We start from the raw sequence: 20,744 nt of genomic DNA on the forward strand, positions 1-20,744 counted from the left end.
CCTTTCGCATCTGCGAAAAAACATGTATGAGCCCGCCAACCGAAAAGGCGGCGCCTACCATTGTGCGCCCAAGCACCCCTGAGACAGATTTCATGAACATCCGCAATATCGCGATCATCGCGCACGTCGACCATGGCAAAACCACTCTCGTCGACCAGCTTCTGAAGCAGTCCGGCTCGTTTCGCGAAAACCAGCGCGTCGCAGAGCGCGCCATGGATTCGAACGACCTGGAAAAGGAGCGCGGCATCACGATCCTGGCCAAGGCGACTTCGGTCGACTGGAAAGACACCCGCATCAACATCGTCGACACTCCGGGCCACGCCGATTTCGGCGGCGAGGTGGAGCGCATACTGTCGATGGTGGATTCGGCCATCGTTCTGGTCGACGCAGCCGAAGGGCCGATGCCGCAGACCAAATTCGTCGTCGGCAAGGCGCTGAAGGTCGGGCTGAAGCCGATCGTGGTGATCAACAAGATCGACCGTCCCGATGCGCGTCATGTCGAAGTCGTCAACGAAGTGTTCGACCTGTTCGCGGCGCTCGACGCCACCGACGAGCAGCTCGACTTCCCGATCCTCTACGGCTCGGGCCGCGACGGCTGGGTCTCGGAGAACCCGGAAGGCCCGAAGGACCAGGGCCTGGCGCCGCTGTTCGATCTCGTCCTCAAGCACGTGCCGGCGCCGACCGTGCATCCCGGCCCGTTCCGCATGATCGGCACCATCCTGGAAGCCAATCCGTTCCTCGGCCGCATCATCACCGGACGCATCGAATCCGGCACGCTTAAGGCCAACCAGGCGGTGAAAGTGCTTCACCATGACGGCTCGCTGCTCGAAACCGGCCGCATCTCGAAAATTCTCGCCTTCCGCGGCCTCGAGCGCCAGCCGATCGAGGAAGCGCAGGCGGGCGATATCGTAGCCATAGCGGGCCTTTCGAAGGGCACCGTCGCCGACACTTTCTGCGACCTGTCGGTGACCGAACCGCTGCACGCGCAGCCGATCGATCCGCCGACCGTCACCATGTCGTTCATCGTCAATGACAGCCCGCTGGCGGGCACCGAAGGCGACAAGGTCACGTCCCGTGTCATCCGCGACCGGCTGCTGCGCGAAGCGGAAGGCAATGTCGCGCTGAAGATCGAGGAATCGCCGGACAAGGATTCGTTCTTTGTTTCGGGCCGCGGCGAATTGCAGCTCGCGGTGCTGATCGAGACGATGCGCCGCGAAGGCTTCGAGCTCGCCGTGTCGCGTCCGCGCGTCGTCATGCAGAAGGGCGAGAACGGCGAGTTGCTGGAGCCGGTCGAAGAGGTCGTGATCGACGTCGACGAAGAGCATGCCGGCGTCGTCGTGCAGAAAATGTCGGAGCGCAAGGCCGAGATGGTCGAGCTGCGCCCCTCCGGCGGCAACCGCCAGCGCCTGGTCTTCCATGCGCCGACGCGCGGCCTGATTGGCTATCAGTCGGAGCTTCTGACCGACACGCGCGGCACGGCGGTGATGAACCGGCTGTTCCACGCCTATGAGCCCTACAAGGGCGACATTGGCGGCCGCACCAACGGCGTGCTGATCTCCAACGATCAGGGCGAGTCGGTGGCGTTCGCCATGTGGAACCTCGAGGACCGGGGACCAATGGTCATCGACGCCGGCGTCAAGGTCTATCAGGGCATGATCATCGGCATCCACTCCAGAGACAACGATCTCGAAGTGAACGTGCTGAAGGGCAAGAAGCTCACTAACATCCGCGCCGCTGGCAAGGACGAGGCCGTCAAGCTGACGCCGCCGATCCGCATGACGCTGGAGCGGGCGCTGGCCTGGATCCAGGACGACGAGCTGGTCGAGGTTACGCCGAAGACCATCCGCCTGCGGAAGCTCTTTCTAGACCCGAACGAGCGCAAGCGCTTTGAGAAGTCGTCGAAGACGGCGGGCGCGGCTTGAGGCAGCGCTTTCCCTTCCCAAAAGGGGAGGGATTCACGCCGCCGACGACAGGAAGGCCGGGCTTTCCTTGACGAGCGCGGATTTCAGCTTCTCCAGCGCCCGGCTCTCGATCTGGCGCACCCGCTCCTTGGAGATGCCGAGCGTTTCGCCCAGCGCCTCCAGCGTCGCTCCGTCATCCTGCAAGCGCCTTTCGGCGATGATGCGCAGTTCGCGCTCGTTGAGCACGCCGAGCGCATTTTTGAGCCAGCCAGAGCGGCGCTCGATGTCTATCGTCTCGCCGACGATTTCGTCGGGAAGCGGCGCGTCGGAAACCAGGAAATCCATCCGGTCGGCCGAGCCGCCGCCATCGTCTACCAGCGGCGCGTTGAGCGATGTGTCGGGGCCGGACAGGCGCGAATCCATCATCGCCACATCCGCTTCCGAAACGCCGAGCGCCGTCGAAATCTCCTTGTAGAGCGCCGATCCGGACATGGTCTCCGGCCCCTGCGCCAGCCGCGCGCGAAGCCGCCTCAAATTGAAGAACAGCGCCTTCTGCGCCGAACTGGTGCCGCCGCGCACGATCGACCAGTTCCGCAGGATGTAGTCCTGCATCGAAGCGCGTATCCACCAGGTCGCGTAGGTCGAGAAGCGCACGTCGCGTTCGGGCTCGAAGCGGGCCGCCGCCTCCAGCAAGCCGACATGGCCCTCCTGGATCAGGTCGCCCATCGACAGGCCGAAATAGCGGAATTTCATCGCCATCGAGATAACCAGCCGCATATGCGCGGTGGTGATCCGATGCATGGCGTCCTGGTCGCGATGCTCTTTCCAGCGCAGCGCAAGCTCATGCTCCTCGCCGCGGTCGAGATATGGCGCCTTCATCGCCGCCCGGATCATCGCTCTCTTGGCTTTGTCTCGCATTTGGCGCTCCCAAACTCTGGCGCAATTGCCCGCTAGTTCATTCTTTCCCGATCCTCGAGGGGACCACGCTCCGATTTCCGGGGCGCCGTCCGGGACATGGCCTTGACCTCAAGGCGAAGCGCCCTAGACGCCCTCCAACGCCCCGTGCCCAGGAATGTTCCATGATCTCGGTCGACCGCGCAGACATCGCCTTCCAGCTTTTCGACGCTCTCCCCACGGCCAGCCTCTCGGCATTGCCGCGTTTTGCCGATTATGACCGCGCCGCGATCGACGGCGTTCTCGACATGGCGGAGCGGGTCGCGATGGATCATTTCCTGCCGCACGCGGCCGATCTCGACCTCAACGAACCGAAATTCGTCGACGGAAAAGTGGTGATCGACGAGCGCGTCGGCGCAGCACTCGCGGCATACCGCGAGGCGGGGTTCTTCGGCGCCAGCTTCGATCAGGAACTGGGCGGCGCGCAGATGCCGGAAACCGTGCGCAGCGCCGTGGGCTTCATCTTCTCCATGGCCAATATCGCCACGGCCGCCTATCCGTTCCTGACCACCGCCGCCGCCAATCTGATCGATGCCTTCGGCTCGCCCGAGCAGAAGGCGCGCTTCCTGAAGCCGATGGTGGAAGGCCGGTTCTTCGGCACGATGTGCCTTTCGGAGCCGCAAGCCGGCTCCTCGCTGGCCGATATCACGACAAAGGCCGAGCCGCAGGAGGATGGCTCCTATTTCCTGACCGGCCGGAAAATGTGGATCTCGGGCGGCGACCAGGAGATTTCCGAAAACATCGTCCACATGGTGCTGGCGAAGATCCCCGGCAGTCCGCCCGGCGTTAAGGGCATCTCGCTGTTCATCGTGCCGAAATTCCTGGTCGAGGAGGACGGCTCGATCGGCCTGCGCAATGGCGTCGCGCTCGCCGGCCTGAACCACAAGATGGGCTACCGCGGCACAACCAACGCCGCGCTGAATTTCGGCGAGGATGGTCCCTGCCGCGGCTATCCGGTCGGCGACCCCGGCAAGGGCCTGGTCTACATGTTCCAGATGATGAACGAGGCGCGCATCGGCGTCGGGCTCGGCGCCGCAGCCCTCGGCGCGGCCGGTTACCGCGCCTCGCTGGCCTATGCCCGCGAGCGCCTGCAGGGCCGCCATCCGGACAACAAGGACGCCTCCTCTCCGCAAATCCCGATCATCGGCCATGCCGACGTAAAGCGGCTGCTGCTCGCCCAGAAAACCGCCGTGGAAGGCTCGCTGGCGCTGCTTCTCTACGCCGCATTCCTGGTGGATGCGATCAAGGCGGCGCCCAGCGAGGAGGCGCGCCACGAGATCCGCATCCTGCTCGACCTCCTGACCCCGATCGCGAAATCATGGCCCTCGGAATTCTGTCTCGAAGCCAACAAGCATGCGATCCAGGTGCTCGGCGGCTATGGCTACACGCGCGACTATCCCGTGGAGCGGCTCTACCGCGACAACCGCCTGAACGCGATCCATGAAGGCACGCACGGCATCCAGGCGCTCGACCTGCTCGGCCGCAAGGTGATGCAGGAGAACGGCGCCGGCATGAAGACGCTGGCCGCCAGGATCATGGCCGACGTGACGCAGGCGCATGGCTTAGAGGGGTTGACCGCCCATGCCGCCGATCTGGCGGCGCATCTCGCCGAAGCCGTCGCCACCACCGGCAAGCTCGCGGCAAAGGTCGGCTCAAATCCGCGTCCAGGCCTTGCCAATGCGACGATCTATCTCGACATGATGGGCCATGTGGTCATCGCCTGGATGTGGCTTCGTCAGGCGACGGCCGCGACGCGCAGGCTCGGCTCGCCGGATCCGGACCGGAACTTCCTCGACGGAAAACTCGCCGCCTGCCGTTATTTCTTCGCCTACGAACTGCCGAGGACCCGCACGCAACGCGCGCTTCTCGACAGCCTCGACGATACTGCGCTGAAGATGCGGCCGGAGTGGTTCTGAACTCTCAGGAGCATGGCCGGCGCATTACCTGAACATCACCGCAGACCTCAGGAGAGGTCTATCTCGCCATCCACCACATGGTTCAGATCGGTGCCTTCGGCAGTCAGCGTCATACGCACGCGCAATTTATTGCCGCTGGCTCTGCCCTCGCGCACGATCGCCTCGATCTCGCGCTGCGAGGTGACGCCGACCTCCTTGAGGAACTTGCGGATCGACATGTTGAATTTGTCTTCGTCCATGGCGGCGCTCCCATCTTGCATCTGCCGGATTGTAGGCCGTGGCTGCCGGGTGGCAAGCGGCGTCAGCTGTAGGCCCGGAAATGCTGGTTGAAGCTGAGGCAGCCCGGCTGCCACAGGACAAAAAAACCCGGCGTCGCCGCCGGGTTCTTGCCTGCCACGCGAATGAAGGCGCTTACGCGGCCTCTTCCTGTTCCGCGACCTCGGCTTCCTCATTGTCGGCCTTGGCGCCGCGCTTCGGACCCTTGTTCAGGTTGGTCTCGATCATCCGCACCGCTTCGGTTTCGGAGACGCGGTTGACCGCGGCGATCTCCCGCGCCATGCGGTCGAGCGCCGCTTCGTAGAGCTGACGCTCGGAATAGGACTGCTCGGGCTGGTTCTCGGCGCGGTAAAGGTCGCGCACCACTTCCGAGATCGAAAGCAGGTCGCCGGAATTGATCTTCGCGTCATACTCCTGCGCGCGGCGCGACCACATGGTGCGCTTGACGCGGGCGCGGCCCTGCAGGACCTTGAGCGCGCGATCGACATAGTCGGTCTCGGAAAGCTTGCGCATGCCGATGGCGGTCGCCTTGGCGACCGGCACTTTCAGCCGCATCTTGTCCTTGGCGAAGTCGATGACGAAGAGTTCAAGTTTGTGGCCCGCGACTTCCTGCTCGTCGATCGACACGATCTGGCCGACGCCATGCGCCGGATAAACGATGTATTCACTCGTCTTGAACCCGTGCCGGACTGCGGATTTCTTCTGCGGGGTTGCGGTTGCCATACGCGGTGAACTCCTTGTTGGGCCGGTTTCAATACCGGCTGATTGTTGCGGCCCGACGGGCCGAATCTAGTGCCGCAAACAGGCGAAACCACCGGAAAAACCCAAGGCCCTGGCAATCCGCCCCAAAATAAGCGTTGCCTGGCCCAAGTTGCCTTGGTCCGGATTAGGGTTTCCACCTTTCAGTGATTAAGGCTCAGCGCCATATATCGACGGTGTGTCCGCAGCATGTTTAGCTCGCATACCACAAAAACCGGCGAGAATCAACAATTTGCTGCAAGCGCGCAAGGCCGCGACGTGTCAAGCCGCGACAACACCGGTCATGACAGTCAGCTTAAGAAAATCCTGCTGGCAAGGTTTTAGCGCATGACGCAGAAAACCGGAATAGGTTTTCTGAAAGATCATGCGCAGGTCCAAAATCTGGAGAGGGGTGCTCAGTCGCCCTCGCCGGGATTCTCCGAAAAATACTTCTCGAACTTGCCTTCCACACCGTCGAACTCCTTGGCATCCACGGGCGGTTCCTTCTTCGAGGTTATGTTGGGCCACTTCGAGGCGTACTCGGTATTGATCTGCAGCCATTTGTCGAGGCCCGGCTCGGTGTCGGGCTTGATCGCGTCGGCCGGGCATTCCGGCTCGCAGACGCCGCAATCGATGCACTCGTCCGGATGGATGACGAGCATGTTTTCGCCTTCGTAGAAGCAGTCGACCGGACACACTTCAATGCAATCCATATATTTGCATTTGATGCAGTTGTCGGTGACGATATAGGTCATGCTGCGGCTCCGGGGCCCTGCTTTCTCGACTAATATGGGCGGTGAGGTATCGCCTTTACAGGGCTGTTGCAAGGGCGGCCATTCCCCGCAGGCGCCTATTGGCGAAACGGCCCGGCCGGATGGTGAGGACGGAGGCTTATTCCTCGCCGTTGCGCAGCCGGTCGGTCTCGCGCCGCTCCTTCTTGGTCGGGCGGCCGCTGCCTGCTTCGCGCAGCGGCGGCAACGCGTCGGGAGGAGCTTCGCCCTTCGGAGCGGGCGGCGGCGACAGATCCTCGTAGAGCGTTCGCGCCTCCTCGGCGGGACCGCGGCGGCTGCCCTGCTGCAGCACCTTGTAGATCAGTATCCGCCGCTCGAGCGTGATGGTCAGCACATCGCCTGGCTTAACCGAATCCGACGCCTGGCCGGCCTTGTCGCCATTGATGCGGACTCGCCCCGCAACCGCCAGCTTGGCAGCCAGCGAGCGCGACTTGACCACGCGCGCGAAAAACAGCCATTTGTCGATGCGCTGCCGGCCTTCGACCATCTACTTCTTGAGCTGGTCGCGCAGCGCCGCGAGCTTTGCAAAAGGCGAATCCGGATCGACGCGCACCGGGCGCTCCTCGCGCGGAGGCCTGGCCTGGAACGGCTGCTTGCCTTGGAAGCCGCCCTTGTCGCCGGGACGATTGTCGCGGCGGTCCGGCCGCTGGCCGTCGGCATTCGGCTTGCCCTTGAACTTGCCGCGCTCGAAACGCTCCTTGCCGCCATTCTCGCGCGGCGGCCGCGCTTCGCTGCGTTGCGGCCGATCGCCGTCTCGCTGCGTCCGGTCGCCCTGCGCCTTGCCGTCGCCGGCGACGGCGCCGTCGCGCTGGCCGCGGCGCTGGCGGTTGTCCTGCCGGTGGTGGCGGGGTCGCTGCTCGAACCGGGCCGGCCGCCACAAAAGGATCGGCTTCGGTTCCTCGGCTTCCTCTTCACCCTCCCCCTTGCGGGGAGGGTCGGCGCGCAGCGCCGGGGTGGTCCCGCTCGGCTCGGCGCCATTTCCATCTGTGCTTTGGTTCGTGCCGGCAGCTTCGCCGACGCTCTCCGGACCGGGCACAGCAGGCGTCAGGTCAGCGGGCAGCTCTTCCGCATCAGGCTTCCAGGTCGAAGCCGCGAGCGGCGTGGCGGCTTCCGTAGGAGCCTCGGCTTCCGCAGACAGCACCTCTGTGGCCGGCTCGTCCTGCACGACCGGCGCGATCGCCTCGGCGACGGACGACAAAGGTTCAGAAGCGACAGCTTCTCCCTCCGACGCAGTCAGTTCGGGTGCGGGTGGTGAAGAACCGAGCACGTCGTCTCCACCCCCCTCCGTCGCCTGCGGCGACACCTCCCCCGCAAGGAGGGAGGAGGGCGCTTCGACTGGCTCAGTCGCCGCCTTCTCGGCTTCCTTCGCGGCCTTCTCAGCAGCAGCTTTTTCAGCTTCCTTCGCCGCCCTTTCTGCTTCCCGCTTCGCGGCAGCGGCTTCCGAGGCCTCGCGTGCGGCTTGATCGAGCGCCTCGAGCCGCGTCTTCACCTCGGCGGCCGGCTTCGGTTCGGCGCGATAGCCGAGGCCTTTCAGGATTTCCTCTATGTCGTCGGCATTGGCTCCGAGGATCGACATCATCGCCGGCGTCACCAGGAAGGCGCTGCCGTCGAACGCGCCATCTGGCCGCGGGCCGGTTCCGGCCTTCCAGGCCAGCGCCGGCCGGATCAAATCGGCCAGCCGCTCCAGGATGTCGACGCGCACGGCGCGCCGGCCGAGCATGCGGAAGCCGGCCAGCTTGTAGAAGGCGCGGTCGAAGGCCGGGTCGACGACCACCGAAGTCCTGCCGGCGGCAAGCGCGTGGACGACGTCGCCGAAGCCGGGCTTTTCCTTGCCGTCGTTCTTCAGCGCCCAGAGCAGCGTCACCAGGCCTGCGGGGCCGGGCTTGAGCAGGCTCGGCACGAAGACGTGGTACGCGCCGAAGCGCACGCCGAGCCGGCGCAGTCCCGCGCGGCCTTCCTGGTCCAGCGACTTGATGTCGTCGGCAATCTCGCGCCGGTTGATCAGGCCGAAATGCTCGACCAGTTGGAACGCGATGCCGCGCGCGATGCCCGAAAGCTGCTCGGCGTTCTTCAGTTCGATCAGCGGCTTCAGCGCCGTGTCGATCTGGAAGTTCACGAAGCGCTCGGCGCGCGCCGCGACCTTGTCGCGGGCCGGGCCGGTCAGCTGCTCGTCGGCAAGCAGGATGATGCGGGGCCGGAGCGCATCCTCGGTCGCGGCCAGCGTTCCGATCGGCGTGCCGATCCAGCGCAGTATGCCGTCGGAGCCGAGCGCGATGTCGCTGTTGCCGGAAGCAGAAAACCGCTCGGCGCGGCTTTCGAATTCCAGCGCCAGCGCCTTCTGCGCCGCGGCCTTGATCGCCTTGCCCTCCTCGCCGCCGGCGGACTGGTCGGCGGTGAATCGGAACCCCTGCAGTTCTCCGACATGGTGGCCCTCTACGAGGACCGTTCCGGCAGGGCTTATTTCGGCTTCAAGCATCGTATTTTCTCTAAGGCGGCGCATGAGGACGGAAGTCCTGCGGTCTACGAAGCGTTTCGTCAACCGCTCATGCAGCGCATCCGACAATCTGTCTTCGATCTCGCGCGTTTTTTGTTGCCAGTGCTGCGGATCTGCAAGCCATCCCGGCCGGTTGGACACGTAGGTCCAGGTGCGGATCTGGGCGATGCGATGCGACAGCGTGTCGATGTCGCCCTCGACCGTGTCGGCGCGGCGCACCTGCTCGGCCATGTAGTTTTCGTCGACATGGCCGCGACGCGCAATGTCGAGATAGATCGCGGCGACGAGCTCCGAATGCTGCGCCGGCGCAATCTTGCGGTAGTCCGGCAGCGCGCAGACCTCCCACAGCCGCGCTACCCGCTCGCGTCCAGTGGCCAGAGCCCGGATATCCGGGTCCTGCGAAAGATGCTCCAGCGCCCGGCTGTCCACCGCCGGCAGCGCCCGCGTCAGTCCCTCGACCGGCGCGGTGGTGTCGATCGAGCGCTTGAGCGCGTCGATGCTGGAAAAATCGAACTGCGCGGTGCGCCATTGCAGCACTTTCACCGGATCGAAATCGTGGCTCTCGATCTTCTCGACCAGTTCGTCCGGAAAGGGATCGACCTGGCCTGTGACGCCGAAAGTACCGTCGCGCAGATGCCGCCCGGCACGGCCGGCGATCTGGCCGAGTTCGGAAGCGTTCAGGTTGCGGTACTGGAAACCGTCGAATTTCCGGTTCTGCGCGAAGGCGACGTGATCGAGGTCAAGATTCAGCCCCATGCCAATCGCATCGGTCGCGACCAGGAAGTCCACGTCTCCCGACTGGTAGATGGCGACCTGGGCGTTGCGGGTGCGCGGGCTGAGCGCGCCGAGCACCACGGCGACGCCGCCGCGCTGGCGGCGGATCAGCTCGCCGATCGCATAAACCTCGTCGGCCGAGAAGGCGACGATGGCCGAGCGGGGCGGCAGCCGCGTCAACTTTTTCGCGCCGGAATAGGCGAGATGCGAGAGCCGCGGCCGCGTCACCACCGAAACGCCGCGCAGCAGGCGCTGGAGGATGCCCTGCATAGTCGCCGCGCCGAGAAGCAGCGTTTCCTGGCGGCCGCGCAGATGCAGGATGCGATCGGTGAAGATGTGCCCGCGCTCGAGATCGCCGGCGAGCTGAACCTCGTCGATCGCCACGAAGGCGGCGTCGGTCTCACGCGGCATCGCCTCGACCGTGCAGACTGAATATTTCGCGCCGGGCGGCAGGACTTTCTCCTCGCCGGTGACCAGCGCGACCTTGTTCGCGCCGACCTTTTCGCAGACGCGGCCATAGACCTCGCGCGCCAGCAGCCTAAGCGGCAGGCCGATCACGCCGCTCTCATGCGCCACCATGCGCTCGATCGCCAGATGCGTCTTGCCGGTATTGGTCGGGCCGAGCACGGCCGTCACGTCTCGTCCCGAAAGGATGAGCGGGTCGTTCTTGGGCTGCTGCAGATTCATCGGAACGGGAAGCGGCCTTTCTGGCTCGGCTTGGCGGCTCGGCCTTCTGCGAACCGGCTGAATGGGGGCCGCTGCGGCGGCAAATGGCGATGAAGCCACAAATAGGGTTTCGGTCCCCGAAACGAAAGGCGGAAATCGTCAAAATTAACGTTGGAACGAGTCTGGAACGAATCGGAGACGAATCAGTGACTCCGCGCGATTCAGGATTTGTTCACGGCCACATCTAGCTTGGCCGAGGCGATCGCGCACCAGATCGTGAATCGGTTTGGGAGCGCCGCACTGCGACTGGCCGCGAAAGCGTTAACTTTTTCCGCCGAACCGGCCAATCGCGGTTTAATTGAAAGCTCAAGCGTTTGATTTCCAATACAATTCTACCTTTAGGAGCCTACCTGCGGAAGCTCGCGCGATGCGCCGGTTAACTTCTCGGCCAAACACGGAACGAATCGGCGACGAATCGCTGATTCCGCTGTTTTCCTGCTTTGTTCAACACAACATATGGGCCTTGACAAGTTTTCCGCCTCCAGATGGTGAATCGCAATTCGCCGCCCGACGGCTCATTTTCCGGGGCACGTTAACCTTTGATCCGGCGACCGTCGCCGAGAGCGAACTTGACGGGCCGCAACGCCGACCTGTTTGCCAAACCTTGCCGCAACCCTGCCGCCAGGACAGCGTCCGCTGCGATTTTCGTTAACGTTCCGGCTAAAGAGGGAACGAAGCGGCGACGAATCGCTGATCGGCCGGGTTTCCGCCTTTGTTCACCGCAACATGTTGTGCCGGTCAGCAGGCCGGGCAACCAATGGACACTCGCCGGCCGCGAGAAACCGAGTTTCTCATGCATCTCCGGTAAGGAATTTGTGCCGCATCGGCACAGCGCCGCTTCAAACGAAAAGCGCCCGTTCCCGCTCGACCGCTCTGGTGATGAATTCCGCCACGGTCTGGATGCGGCGCAGCGGCCGCATGGATTCGTGATAGACCAGCCAGTAGGCGCGGCGGATCGGCGGGGCGGCGGAGACAGGCACAAGCTCGGGCAGCGAGCGCGCGATGAAGGTGTGCACGATGCCTATGCCCGCGCCCGCGCGCACCGCTTCGGCCTGCCCCAGCGCTGAGGAGATCGCAAAACCCGCATCCCATCGGGGGCTGAATTCCCCGGCGTAGTCGAGCGAGGGGCTGGCGACGAGGTCCGGCACATAGCCGACCAGCCGGTGCGCGGCGAGTTCACCGACCGTTCGCGGCAGGCCGTTCTCTTCGGCATAAGCGCGCGAGGCGAACAGGCCGAGCGTATAGTCGACGAGCTTTCCCGCCACCAGCCGGCCTTCGGTGGGCCGCTCCACGGTGATGGCGATGTCGGCCTCGCGGCGCGACAGCGAAAAGGAACGCGGCACCGGCACCAGCTGGATCTTCAGCTCGCGGTGCTTTTCGGTGAGCCGGCCGAGCCGCGCGGCGAGGAAGGCGACGCCAAAGCCGTCGGGTGCGCCTATGCGCACCGCGCCCGACACCTCGTCGCCCTCGCCGGCGATTTCGGCGCGCGCGGTGATCATGTCGGCTTCCATGCGCTCCGCCATTTCTAGGAAGCGCTCGCCGGCCGGGGTGAGTTCGCTGCCGGTGGTCAGCCGGCGGAACAGTTTTGCGTTGAGCGCCTGTTCGAGAGCCGCGATCCTGCGCGAGACGGTGGCGTGGTTGAGTTCGAGGCGGCGAGCCGCGCCGAGAATCTGACCGGCGCGGGCAACGGCGAGGAATATGCGAACGTCATCCCAGTTCATGGGACGTACTTTCACCAAAGACGAGCTCGTGCCTGCGACGGCCCCCCTCTGTCCTGCCGGACATCTCCCCCTCAAGGGGGGAGATCACGCCTGCCGCGTAGCTTTCGTCAATCTGGACCGTCGGAGAAATAGCGACGGCGGCGAAGCTGCCAATCTCCCCCCTTGAGGGGGAGATGTCCGGCAGGACAGAGGGGGGTCGGTGAAGATGGGGCACAGCGATCAAGCAGAAGTTGAACTTGCCGCAAACTAATGGACACTTTGCGGAAATCAAAGCCCTTCTGCTCTGGCACTCGATTTTCCGCACAACGGTTGCTTTTCCGCTCGCGTTGCAATGCGGGCCGCAAAGCGGGACAATGCGGCAACTCAACGGAACTCAGGGAGAGAGATCATGGTCGAATACGGTCATTTCATCGGTGGAAAGCGCGTCGCCGGCACGAGCGGACGCGCACAGAACGTCATGCAGCCCATGGACGGCTCGGTCCGCGGCACGGTGGCGCTGGCGTCCAAGTCGGAACTGCGCGCCGCCGTCGAGAACGCCAAGGCCGCGCAGCCCGCCTGGGCGGCGACCAATCCGCAACGCCGCGTCCGCATCCTCATGAAGTTCCTGGAACTGGTGCAGCGCGACTATGACGAACTCGCCGATATTCTCGCGCGGGAACATGGAAAAACGATCGCCGACGCCAAGGGCGACATCCAGCGCGGCCTCGAAGTGGTTGAGGTCTGCATCGGCGCGCCGCACATGATGAAGGGCGAGTTCACCGACGGCGCCGGCCCCGGCATCGACGTCTATTCGATGCGCCAGCCCCTCGGCGTCGTCGCCGGCATCACGCCCTTCAACTTCCCGGCGATGATCCCGCTGTGGAAGATCGCGCCGGCCATCGCCTGCGGCAACGCCTTCATCCTGAAGCCGTCGGAACGCGACCCCGGTGTGCCGCTCCGGATCGCCGAACTGTTCCTCGAGGCAGGCCTGCCGGCCGGCATCCTCAACGTCGTCAATGGCGACAAGGAAGTGGTCGACGCCATCCTCGACGATCCGGACATCAAGGCCATCGGCTTCGTCGGCTCGACGCCGATCGCGCAGTACATCTATTCGCGCGCCACGGCCAACGGCAAGCGCGCGCAGTGCTTCGGCGGCGCCAAGAACCACATGATCATCATGCCCGACGCCGACTTGGACCAGACCGTCGACGCGCTGATCGGTGCCGGATACGGGTCGGCCGGCGAGCGCTGCATGGCGATCTCGGTGGCGGTTCCGGTCGGCAACGAGACGGCGGAGCGGCTGTTCGAAAAGCTCATTCCCCGCGTCGAAAGCCTGAAGGTCGGCCCCTCGACCGATTCCTCGGCCGATTTCGGTCCGCTGGTCACCAAGGAGGCGCTTGAGCGCGTCAAGAACTATGTCGACATCGGCGTCAAGGAAGGCGCCAAGCTCGTCGTCGACGGCCGCGGCTTCAAGATGCAGGGCTATGAGGACGGCTACTATATGGGCGGCTGCCTGTTCGACAATGTCACCGCCGACATGCGCATCTACAAGGAAGAGATTTTTGGGCCGGTTCTGTCGGTCGTGCGTGCGCCGACCTATGAGAACGCGATCAAGCTCGCCAACGACCACGAGATGGGCAACGGCGTCGCGATTTACACCCGCGACGGCGACGCCGCCCGCGACTTCGCCAGCCGCGTCCAGGTCGGCATGGTCGGCGTCAACGTGCCGATCCCGGTGCCGATCGCCTACTATACGTTCGGCGGCTGGAAGGCCTCGTCCTTCGGCGATCTGAATCAGCACGGCCCCGATGCGTTCCGCTTCTACACGAAGACCAAAACCGTGACCTCGCGCTGGCCGTCCGGCATCAAGGACGGCGCGGAATTCGTAATTCCGACGATGAATTAAACGGCTATTCCATTTTGGCCGACCTAGAACCCGCGGGCGATCAACCCCGCGGGTTTTTTGCGTCACGGTTTTGTTAAAGAGGGCCGTGGGGGCAAATCTTGTGGTTTCCTTCCGCTCTCCCCATATATGGAACATAGTGGGAACATCATTGGCCCACTAAACGATGGCAGACCGGAACACGGAAAGGAGCGACGCGATGACGACGTCGGAACCGGCCTGGATCGTTCCGGCAAAATGAGGCCTCCACACCTCCCTTGCCGGAACGCGATGGCGAAGGAGGTGCCCCATGGCACACAAATCGTTGCTGAGATGGATGAAGGCGCTGGTCGTCGCCACGGCGATGACGGTCGCGAGCCCCGCAAGCGCCCAGTACCAACATTGCGTCGACCACGGCGAACTCGTCGCCACACTGACCGAGAAATTCCAGGAAAAGCAGATTGCATTCGGGCTGATCGGTCGTATGGCGATCATGGAGGTCTATGTCGGCGCGGCTGGAAGCTGGACGGTCATCGTGACCGACACTCGCGGCAGAAGCTGCATCGTGGCGGCCGGCGACAATTGGGAAAGCACGGCGACCCTTTCCGGCCAAGACGCGTAGCGGTCGACGGGTTTGCGTTCGTGTCGGCCGCTCCACTAGGTCCTGCGACGGTATTGTAACAATCCGTGATGGAACGGCGGCAGGCAACCGGCGCTTTGTTTAAAGCTGAACCAGTGGATTACGTGCACTGGTTTCGAGGTCACGATCTGGAGCCGCGTCGTTGGATATTCAATCCATTCGACTGGTGGACGGAGGTGCGTCATGGCACGGAATCTACGCCTAATCGCGGCAGCCGCCGCAACTGCGATGTTGTTGCCGCTGGGTCCCGCCCTCGCCGAAGTCCCATGCGCGGAACGCGGCGAAATCGTCAAGAAACTCTCGGACGAATATAAGGAGAAAGCACAGGCAGTGGGCGTCATCAATCCCGATGCCGTTGTCGAGATCTTCGTTTCGGAAAACGGCACCTGGACCATCCTCGCTACCGGAACCGACGGCAAGAGCTGCGTGCTCTCGGCCGGCGAAGGCTGGGACGGCAATCTGATGGCGGCACTGCCCGGCGCTTGACCTCGACACCCCGACAGGCCGCGCGCTGCTCGCAGCGCGGCCATCGCGCCTGCAATTCCTCTCGCCTGAAGCGCTCGAATCCCTGGATCTACCTTGAAGCGGCCTGCTCCGCGTGTTCGCGCAGCAGCGACATGAGGCGTTGCGCTTCGGCCGCGGCCGCTTGCTCGTCCTTTTCCAATATTGCGCTGATCAAGCGGACATGGTGCTCGGCTGCCAGGCCGAGCCCGGTATCGGCCTGATAGCGGAACCAGAAGCGGCGGCTGTGCGTCTGCAACGGCGCCGCGACGCGGGCGGCGAAGGGATTATCAGCAGCGATCGCCATCGCCTCGTCGAGGGCTTTGTCGGCTTCCAGGAAAGCCGGAACATCTCCCGCGATCACGGCCTTGCGCATGGCGAGCGCCGCCGCGTGAAACCGGTCGGCGGCGTCGCGCGTCACGTGGCGCGCCGCCGAGCGGGCCAGCACGATCTCTATGCCGCGGCGCGCATCGAGGACCCGCATCCAGTCGGCGGCATGCAGGGGGGCAATCGCCAGTCCGGCGCGAGGACGCACCTCGACGAGCCCCTCCCAGGCCAGCCGCTGGATCGCCTCGCGGACCGGCGTTCTGCCGAGGCCGAGCCTCTCGATCATCGAGCCCTCGGTCGCAACGCTTCCGGGCGCCAGTTCGAGCGTTACGATCATGCGCTCGAGAACCCGGTAGGCCTTGGCGCTTGCCGAGCCGGAATTTTCGGCGGAAAAGGGCAAGGAAAATCCTCCAGTGATATATTTCCGATATATCACTGCTCAATTCCGTTTGACAGGGTCTCCTGCCAAGAGATATATCAGTGATATATCTGATGGAGAAAGCGCTATGTGGACCGGGGTATTCCCAGCAGTCACCACCAAATTCACCGAGGACGACCGCCTCGACCACGCCGAGATGGAGCGCTGCTTCGCGCTGCAGATGGAGGCCGGCTGCGACGGCATCATCGTCGCGGGCTCGCTCGGCGAGGGCCCGATGCTTTCGCATGACGAGAAGCTCGAGGTGATGGCGACGGCGCAGAAAGTCGCCGCCGGAAAGCCGGTACTGATGACCGTCAACGAACCGGCCACCCGCGACGGCGCGGCGCTTGCAAGGCGCGCGGCCAAGTCGGGCGCGGACGGCCTGATGGTGGTGCCGAGCCCGATCTACCACACAAATCCGCAGGAGACGGTGGCGACGCTGAAGGCGGTGGCCGCGGCGGGCGGTCTGCCGGTGATGATCTACTCCAACCGCCTCGCCTACCGCGTCGACGTGACCGTCGATGTGATGGAAGAACTGGCGCCCGATCCGCTGTTCGTGGCGGTCAAGGAATCGTCCGACGACATCCGCCGCTCGACCGAGATCATCAACCGCTTCGGCGACCGCTTCGATCTCTTCACCGGGGTCGACAATCTGGCTTTCGAGGCGCTGTCGGTCGGGGCCATCGGCTGGGTCGCCGGCCTGGTCACTGCTTTTCCGCGCGAAACGGTGGCTATTTATCAATTGATGAAGCAGGGCCGGCGCGAAGAGGCGCTGTCGATCTACCGCTGGTTCCGGCCGCTGCTCGACCTCGACGTCTCGACCTATCTGGTCCAGAACATCAAGCTAGCCGAGGTGCATGCGATCGGCACCAACGACCGCGTGCGCATGCCGCGCCTTCCGCTCGCCGGCGAGCGCCGCGCGACAGTGGAGAAGATCGTCAAGGACGCGCTCGCCGTCCGGCCGGCGCTGCCGAGGTTTTGAGAAGGCAGGTACTTTGTCGAACGGCATGGTCTTTGGTCGAGGCGAGGCAGCTTCACTAGATTGGCGCTGCCCCTCATCCGCCTGCCGGCACCTTCTCCCCGCAAGGGACGGGGAGAAGGGAGAAGCTCCAGCGCTGACGCTCCCCTCTCCCCGTTCTTCACGGGGAGAGGGTAAGGGTGAGGGGCGGCGGCTACATTTCTTCAGATCGCTCCAAGCATGATGGCTGAGCCCGTAACGAAATCAGACACCATCGCCATCATCGGCGGCGGCATTATCGGCGTCTGCATTGCCGCCTATCTCGCGGAGGCCGGAAGAAACGTCACAATCTACGACCGCACCGGCATTTGCGAAGAGACTAGCTCGGGCAATGCGGCCGCACTCGCTTTCTCCGACGTGCTGCCGCTGGCCCATAAGGGCATGCTCAGGCAGGTGCCGAAATGGCTGATGGATCCGCTCGGGCCGCTTTCCATTCCGCCCGCCTATCTGCCGAAACTTCTGCCGTGGCTGGTGCGCTTCTGGCGGGCTGGCGCGGCGGACAAATACGAAGGCGGCCTCAAGGCGCAGGCGGCCATGATGAAGCTCGCCGAAGCCGAATGGGACGGGCTGATGGCGCGGTCAGCGACAAAAGACATGCTGCGCGAGGACGGCTCGCTCGAGCTTTATGAGAGCGAAGCCGAGTTCGAAGCCTCGCTGCCCGGTTGGGCGGCGCGCGACCGCTTCGGCATCGAATATCTGCATGTCGAGCGTGACGGACTGGCGGCGTTGCAGCCGGGCCTTTCGCCGCGCTTCGTAAAGGGCACGTTCGTCCCGGGCTGGAAGACGGTGTCAGACCCCAAGCTTCTCGGCAAGGCGATCTGGCGCTATGCCGAGGAGAAGGGCGCGACTTTCGTCAAGGGAGATGTCGGGCTCGTCATGCCGTCGAAAGGCGGAATCGTCGTCCAGCTTCGCGACGGCCGCACCGTGAAGGCCAGACATCTGGTGCTCGCGGGCGGCGCCTGGTCGCATTTGCTGGCCCGGCAGCTTGGCGACCGCATTCCGCTGGAAACCGAGCGCGGCTACAACACCACCCTGCCGGCCGGCGCTTTCGATGTGAAGCGCCAGCTCATCTTTTCCGGCCACGGCTTCGTCATCACGCCGCTTGAGACCGGCCTGCGCATCGGCGGTGCGGTCGAACTCGGCGGCCTTCGCCGCCCGCCCAACTACGCCCGCTCGAAGGCGATGCTCGACAAGGCCAAGGCGTTCCTGCCTGGCCTCGACACGCGCGCTGGTCGCGAATGGATGGGGTTCCGGCCGTCGCTGCCGGATTCATTGCCGGCGATCGGCGGAGCCAGACACCACCGCAACGTTCACTATGCCTTCGGCCACGGCCATCTCGGCCTGACCCAGGCCGCCGCGACTGCCCGCTTGATCCGCGATCTGTTTTCGGGGCAGGCTCCGGCAATCGATCTTTCGCCGTTTTCCGTACAGAGGTTCTGAAACATCCAATGGCCCGCCACACCTTCTTCTGCATAGACGGGCATACATGCGGCAATCCGGTACGGCTGGTCGCAGGCGGCGGGCCGCTCCTGAACGGCGCGACCATGATGGAGCGGCGGGCGCATTTTCTTGCCGAATACGACTGGATCCGCACCGGCCTGATGTTCGAGCCGCGCGGCCATGACGTGATGTCCGGCTCGATCCTCTATCCGCCGACGCGCGACGACTGCGACATCGCCATCCTGTTCATCGAGACTTCAGGCTGCCTACCAATGTGCGGCCACGGCACCATCGGCACGGTCACCATGGCGATCGAGCACGGCCTCGTGCGTCCGCGCAAGCCCGGCATGCTGCGCCTCGATACGCCCGCCGGCCTGGTGGTGGCCGAATACAGGCAGGTCGGCGAATATGTCGAGGAGGTGCGCATCACCAACGTGCCATCCTTCCTTTACGCGGAGGGGCTCGCCGTCGAATGTCCGGTGCTCGGGCCGCTCAAGGTCGACGTCGCCTATGGCGGCAACTTTTACGCCATCGTCGAGCCGCAGGAGAATTATCGCGACATGGAGGACCACTCGGCCGGCGACCTGATCGCCTGGAGTCCGGTGCTCCGTCAGCGCCTGAACGAACAATATTCCTTCGTGCATCCCGAAAATCCGGGCATCAACAGGCTGTCGCACATTCTGTGGACCGGCGCGCCGAAGCATCCGGACGCGCATGCGCGCAACGCCGTGTTCTACGGCGACAAGGCCATTGACCGCAGCCCTTGCGGCACGGGCACCTCTGCGCGCATGGCGCAGCTCCACGCCAAGGGCAGGCTGAAGGCCGGCGACGATTTCATCCATGAATCGATCATCGGGTCTCTGTTCAAGGGACGGGTGGAGAGCGAGACGGAACTAGGCGGGAAAAGCGCGATCATTCCGTCGATCGGAGGCTGGGCGCGCATGACGGGACTGAACACCATCTTCATCGACGACCGCGACCCGTTCGCGCATGGATTTATCGTCAAGTGAGCGGCGGAAATGCGCCGCGCGTGCTTCTTCGGCTAAACGAGACCGATACGCCGGACGCAACAAATCCGTGCATCGACGACACACCACGCTGGATTCTTCGGTTTGAGGCAAAAGAATCTCTGGATTCGTCAAAGACATTGCGTTGGGCCAATGATAGCTTGCCGCCTAGTCCAGCGGACCTCATATGGAAAAGTGCAGGCAATCTGGGCAGGACGCTGAAGGGCGACCCGGCTGCAAAAGGACATTGCAATCCGGGCTCGAAACTTTAGGACTAGGGGAAATCAAGAAAAGGAACGCGTCCACCGGGCGACGTTCCAGGGGAGCCGCTTGAATATGGAATATTTCGTCCAGCAGCTTGTCAATGGGCTGACGCTGGGATCGATCTACGGACTGATCGCGATCGGCTACACGATGGTCTACGGCATCATCGGCATGATCAATTTCGCCCATGGCGACATCTTCATGATCGGGTCGTTCGTCGCCCTGATCGTCTTCCTGGTCCTGACCGCCGTCTTCTATTCGCTGCCGGTGGTGCTGTTCCTGCTGATCATGATGATCGTGGCGATGCTGACCACCAGCCTCTACAACTGGACGATCGAAAAAGTCGCCTACCGGCCGCTGCGCGGCTCGTTCCGGCTGGCGCCGCTGATCACCGCCATCGGCATGTCGATCGTGCTGTCGAACTTCGTGCAGGTCACGCAGGGCCCGCGCAACAAGCCGATCCCGCCGATGATCTCCAAGGTCTACGACATTTTCGGCATCTCGATCTCGCAGAAGCAGATCGTCATCGTCGTCGTCACTGTCGCACTGCTCGCCATCTTCTGGTACCTCGTCAACAAGACGGCTCTCGGCCGCGCCCAGAGAGCCTGCGAGCAGGACCGCAAGATGGCCGCGCTGCTCGGCATCGACGTCGACCGCACCATCTCGATCACCTTTATCATGGGCGCTTCGCTGGCGGCCGTCGCGGGCACGCTCTACCTCATGTATTACGGCGTCGTTGTGTTCTCGGACGGCTTCGTTCCAGGCGTCAAGGCGTTCACGGCGGCGGTGCTCGGCGGCATCGGCTCGATCCCAGGCGCAGTGCTTGGCGGGTTGATGATCGGCTTCATCGAATCGATGTGGTCGGCCTATTTCTCCATCGACTACAAGGATGTGGCGGCTTTCTCGATCCTCGCCATCGTGCTGATCTTCCTGCCGTCCGGCATTCTCGGCCGGCCCGAAGTGGAAAAGGTCTGACA

The 20,744-nt window shown here is 63.9% G+C and carries 17 protein-coding genes; 9 read left to right on the forward strand and 8 right to left on the reverse strand.

Annotation, left to right across the window (positions count from 1 at the left end):
• Positions 1 to 92 precede the first annotated feature (92 nt).
• Entirely contained in the window at positions 93 to 1,922 is a 1,830-nt protein-coding gene (gene typA / locus G6N73_RS00305; protein WP_165021583.1) for a translational GTPase TypA, read from the forward strand.
• A 33-nt stretch (positions 1,923 to 1,955) separates the two neighbouring features.
• Here typA and G6N73_RS00310 read toward each other — a convergent pair whose 3' ends face one another.
• Entirely contained in the window at positions 1,956 to 2,819 is an 864-nt protein-coding gene (locus G6N73_RS00310) for an RNA polymerase factor sigma-32 (protein WP_165021585.1), read from the reverse strand.
• A gap of 161 nt (positions 2,820 to 2,980) precedes the next feature.
• Between G6N73_RS00310 and G6N73_RS00315 the strand changes: the two genes are divergently transcribed.
• The gene (locus G6N73_RS00315) at positions 2,981 to 4,771 is read left to right on the forward strand and encodes an acyl-CoA dehydrogenase family protein (RefSeq protein WP_165021587.1); all 1,791 of its coding nucleotides are present in this window, start codon (positions 2,981 to 2,983) and stop codon (positions 4,769 to 4,771) included.
• Between the two features lie 47 nt (positions 4,772 to 4,818).
• Here the strand turns inward: G6N73_RS00315 and G6N73_RS00320 are convergent, their stop codons facing one another.
• The 6 genes from G6N73_RS00320 to G6N73_RS00345 all read right to left on the reverse strand — a co-directional run bounded on the left by G6N73_RS00320 (position 4,819) and on the right by G6N73_RS00345 (position 12,291).
• A complete protein-coding gene (locus G6N73_RS00320; protein ID WP_165021589.1) occupies positions 4,819 to 5,010 on the reverse strand; it encodes a DUF6494 family protein in 192 nt (63 codons plus the stop codon).
• 172 nt (positions 5,011 to 5,182) lie between these two features.
• Complete coding sequence (locus tag G6N73_RS00325) at positions 5,183 to 5,770, reverse strand: CarD family transcriptional regulator (RefSeq protein WP_165021591.1); 588 nt, start codon at positions 5,768 to 5,770, stop codon at positions 5,183 to 5,185.
• Positions 5,771 to 6,201: 431 nt separating this feature from the next.
• Positions 6,202 to 6,540, reverse strand: coding sequence for a ferredoxin FdxA (gene fdxA, locus G6N73_RS00330; RefSeq protein WP_165021593.1), 339 nt, complete (start codon positions 6,538 to 6,540; stop codon positions 6,202 to 6,204).
• Positions 6,541 to 6,676: 136 nt separating this feature from the next.
• Positions 6,677 to 7,063 carry an RNA-binding S4 domain-containing protein gene (locus G6N73_RS00335; RefSeq protein ID WP_165021594.1) on the reverse strand — a complete coding sequence of 129 codons (387 nt, stop codon included), beginning with the start codon at positions 7,061 to 7,063 and terminating at the stop codon, positions 6,677 to 6,679.
• A complete protein-coding gene (locus tag G6N73_RS00340; RefSeq protein ID WP_165021596.1) occupies positions 7,064 to 10,531 on the reverse strand; it encodes a helicase-related protein in 3,468 nt (1,155 codons plus the stop codon).
• An 878-nt stretch (positions 10,532 to 11,409) separates the two neighbouring features.
• Positions 11,410 to 12,291: a LysR family transcriptional regulator gene (locus G6N73_RS00345; RefSeq protein WP_165021598.1), complete on the reverse strand. Its 882-nt coding sequence runs from the start codon at positions 12,289 to 12,291 to the stop codon at positions 11,410 to 11,412.
• A gap of 388 nt (positions 12,292 to 12,679) precedes the next feature.
• Between G6N73_RS00345 and G6N73_RS00350 the strand changes: the two genes are divergently transcribed.
• The 3 genes from G6N73_RS00350 to G6N73_RS00360 all read left to right on the forward strand — a co-directional run bounded on the left by G6N73_RS00350 (position 12,680) and on the right by G6N73_RS00360 (position 15,278).
• Entirely contained in the window at positions 12,680 to 14,176 is a 1,497-nt protein-coding gene (locus tag G6N73_RS00350; protein WP_165021600.1) for a CoA-acylating methylmalonate-semialdehyde dehydrogenase, read from the forward strand.
• Positions 14,177 to 14,462: 286 nt separating this feature from the next.
• Positions 14,463 to 14,774, forward strand: coding sequence for a hypothetical protein (locus tag G6N73_RS00355; protein WP_165021602.1), 312 nt, complete (start codon positions 14,463 to 14,465; stop codon positions 14,772 to 14,774).
• 201 nt (positions 14,775 to 14,975) lie between these two features.
• Positions 14,976 to 15,278, forward strand: a complete 303-nt coding sequence (locus G6N73_RS00360; protein ID WP_246251554.1) for a hypothetical protein — start codon at positions 14,976 to 14,978, stop codon at positions 15,276 to 15,278.
• Between the two features lie 88 nt (positions 15,279 to 15,366).
• Here the strand turns inward: G6N73_RS00360 and G6N73_RS00365 are convergent, their stop codons facing one another.
• Positions 15,367 to 16,020, reverse strand: coding sequence for a GntR family transcriptional regulator (locus tag G6N73_RS00365; protein ID WP_206078580.1), 654 nt, complete (start codon positions 16,018 to 16,020; stop codon positions 15,367 to 15,369).
• Between the two features lie 106 nt (positions 16,021 to 16,126).
• Here G6N73_RS00365 and G6N73_RS00370 point away from each other — a divergent pair, with 106 nt between their 5' ends.
• The 4 genes from G6N73_RS00370 (at position 16,127) to G6N73_RS00385 (ending at position 20,742) form a co-directional block, all read left to right on the forward strand.
• The gene (locus G6N73_RS00370; protein WP_165021606.1) at positions 16,127 to 17,020 is read left to right on the forward strand and encodes a dihydrodipicolinate synthase family protein; all 894 of its coding nucleotides are present in this window, start codon (positions 16,127 to 16,129) and stop codon (positions 17,018 to 17,020) included.
• Positions 17,021 to 17,236: 216 nt separating this feature from the next.
• Positions 17,237 to 18,496, forward strand: a complete 1,260-nt coding sequence (locus G6N73_RS00375) for an NAD(P)/FAD-dependent oxidoreductase (RefSeq protein WP_165021608.1) — start codon at positions 17,237 to 17,239, stop codon at positions 18,494 to 18,496.
• Positions 18,497 to 18,504: 8 nt separating this feature from the next.
• Entirely contained in the window at positions 18,505 to 19,506 is a 1,002-nt protein-coding gene (locus G6N73_RS00380) for a 4-hydroxyproline epimerase (protein WP_165021610.1), read from the forward strand.
• A gap of 333 nt (positions 19,507 to 19,839) precedes the next feature.
• Positions 19,840 to 20,742, forward strand: coding sequence for a branched-chain amino acid ABC transporter permease (locus G6N73_RS00385; protein WP_165021613.1), 903 nt, complete (start codon positions 19,840 to 19,842; stop codon positions 20,740 to 20,742).
• Positions 20,743 to 20,744: the final 2 nt, after the last annotated feature.

It is taken from the genome of Allomesorhizobium camelthorni, from assembly GCF_011045125.1.
Classification (GTDB): domain Bacteria; phylum Pseudomonadota; class Alphaproteobacteria; order Rhizobiales; family Rhizobiaceae; genus Allomesorhizobium; species Allomesorhizobium camelthorni.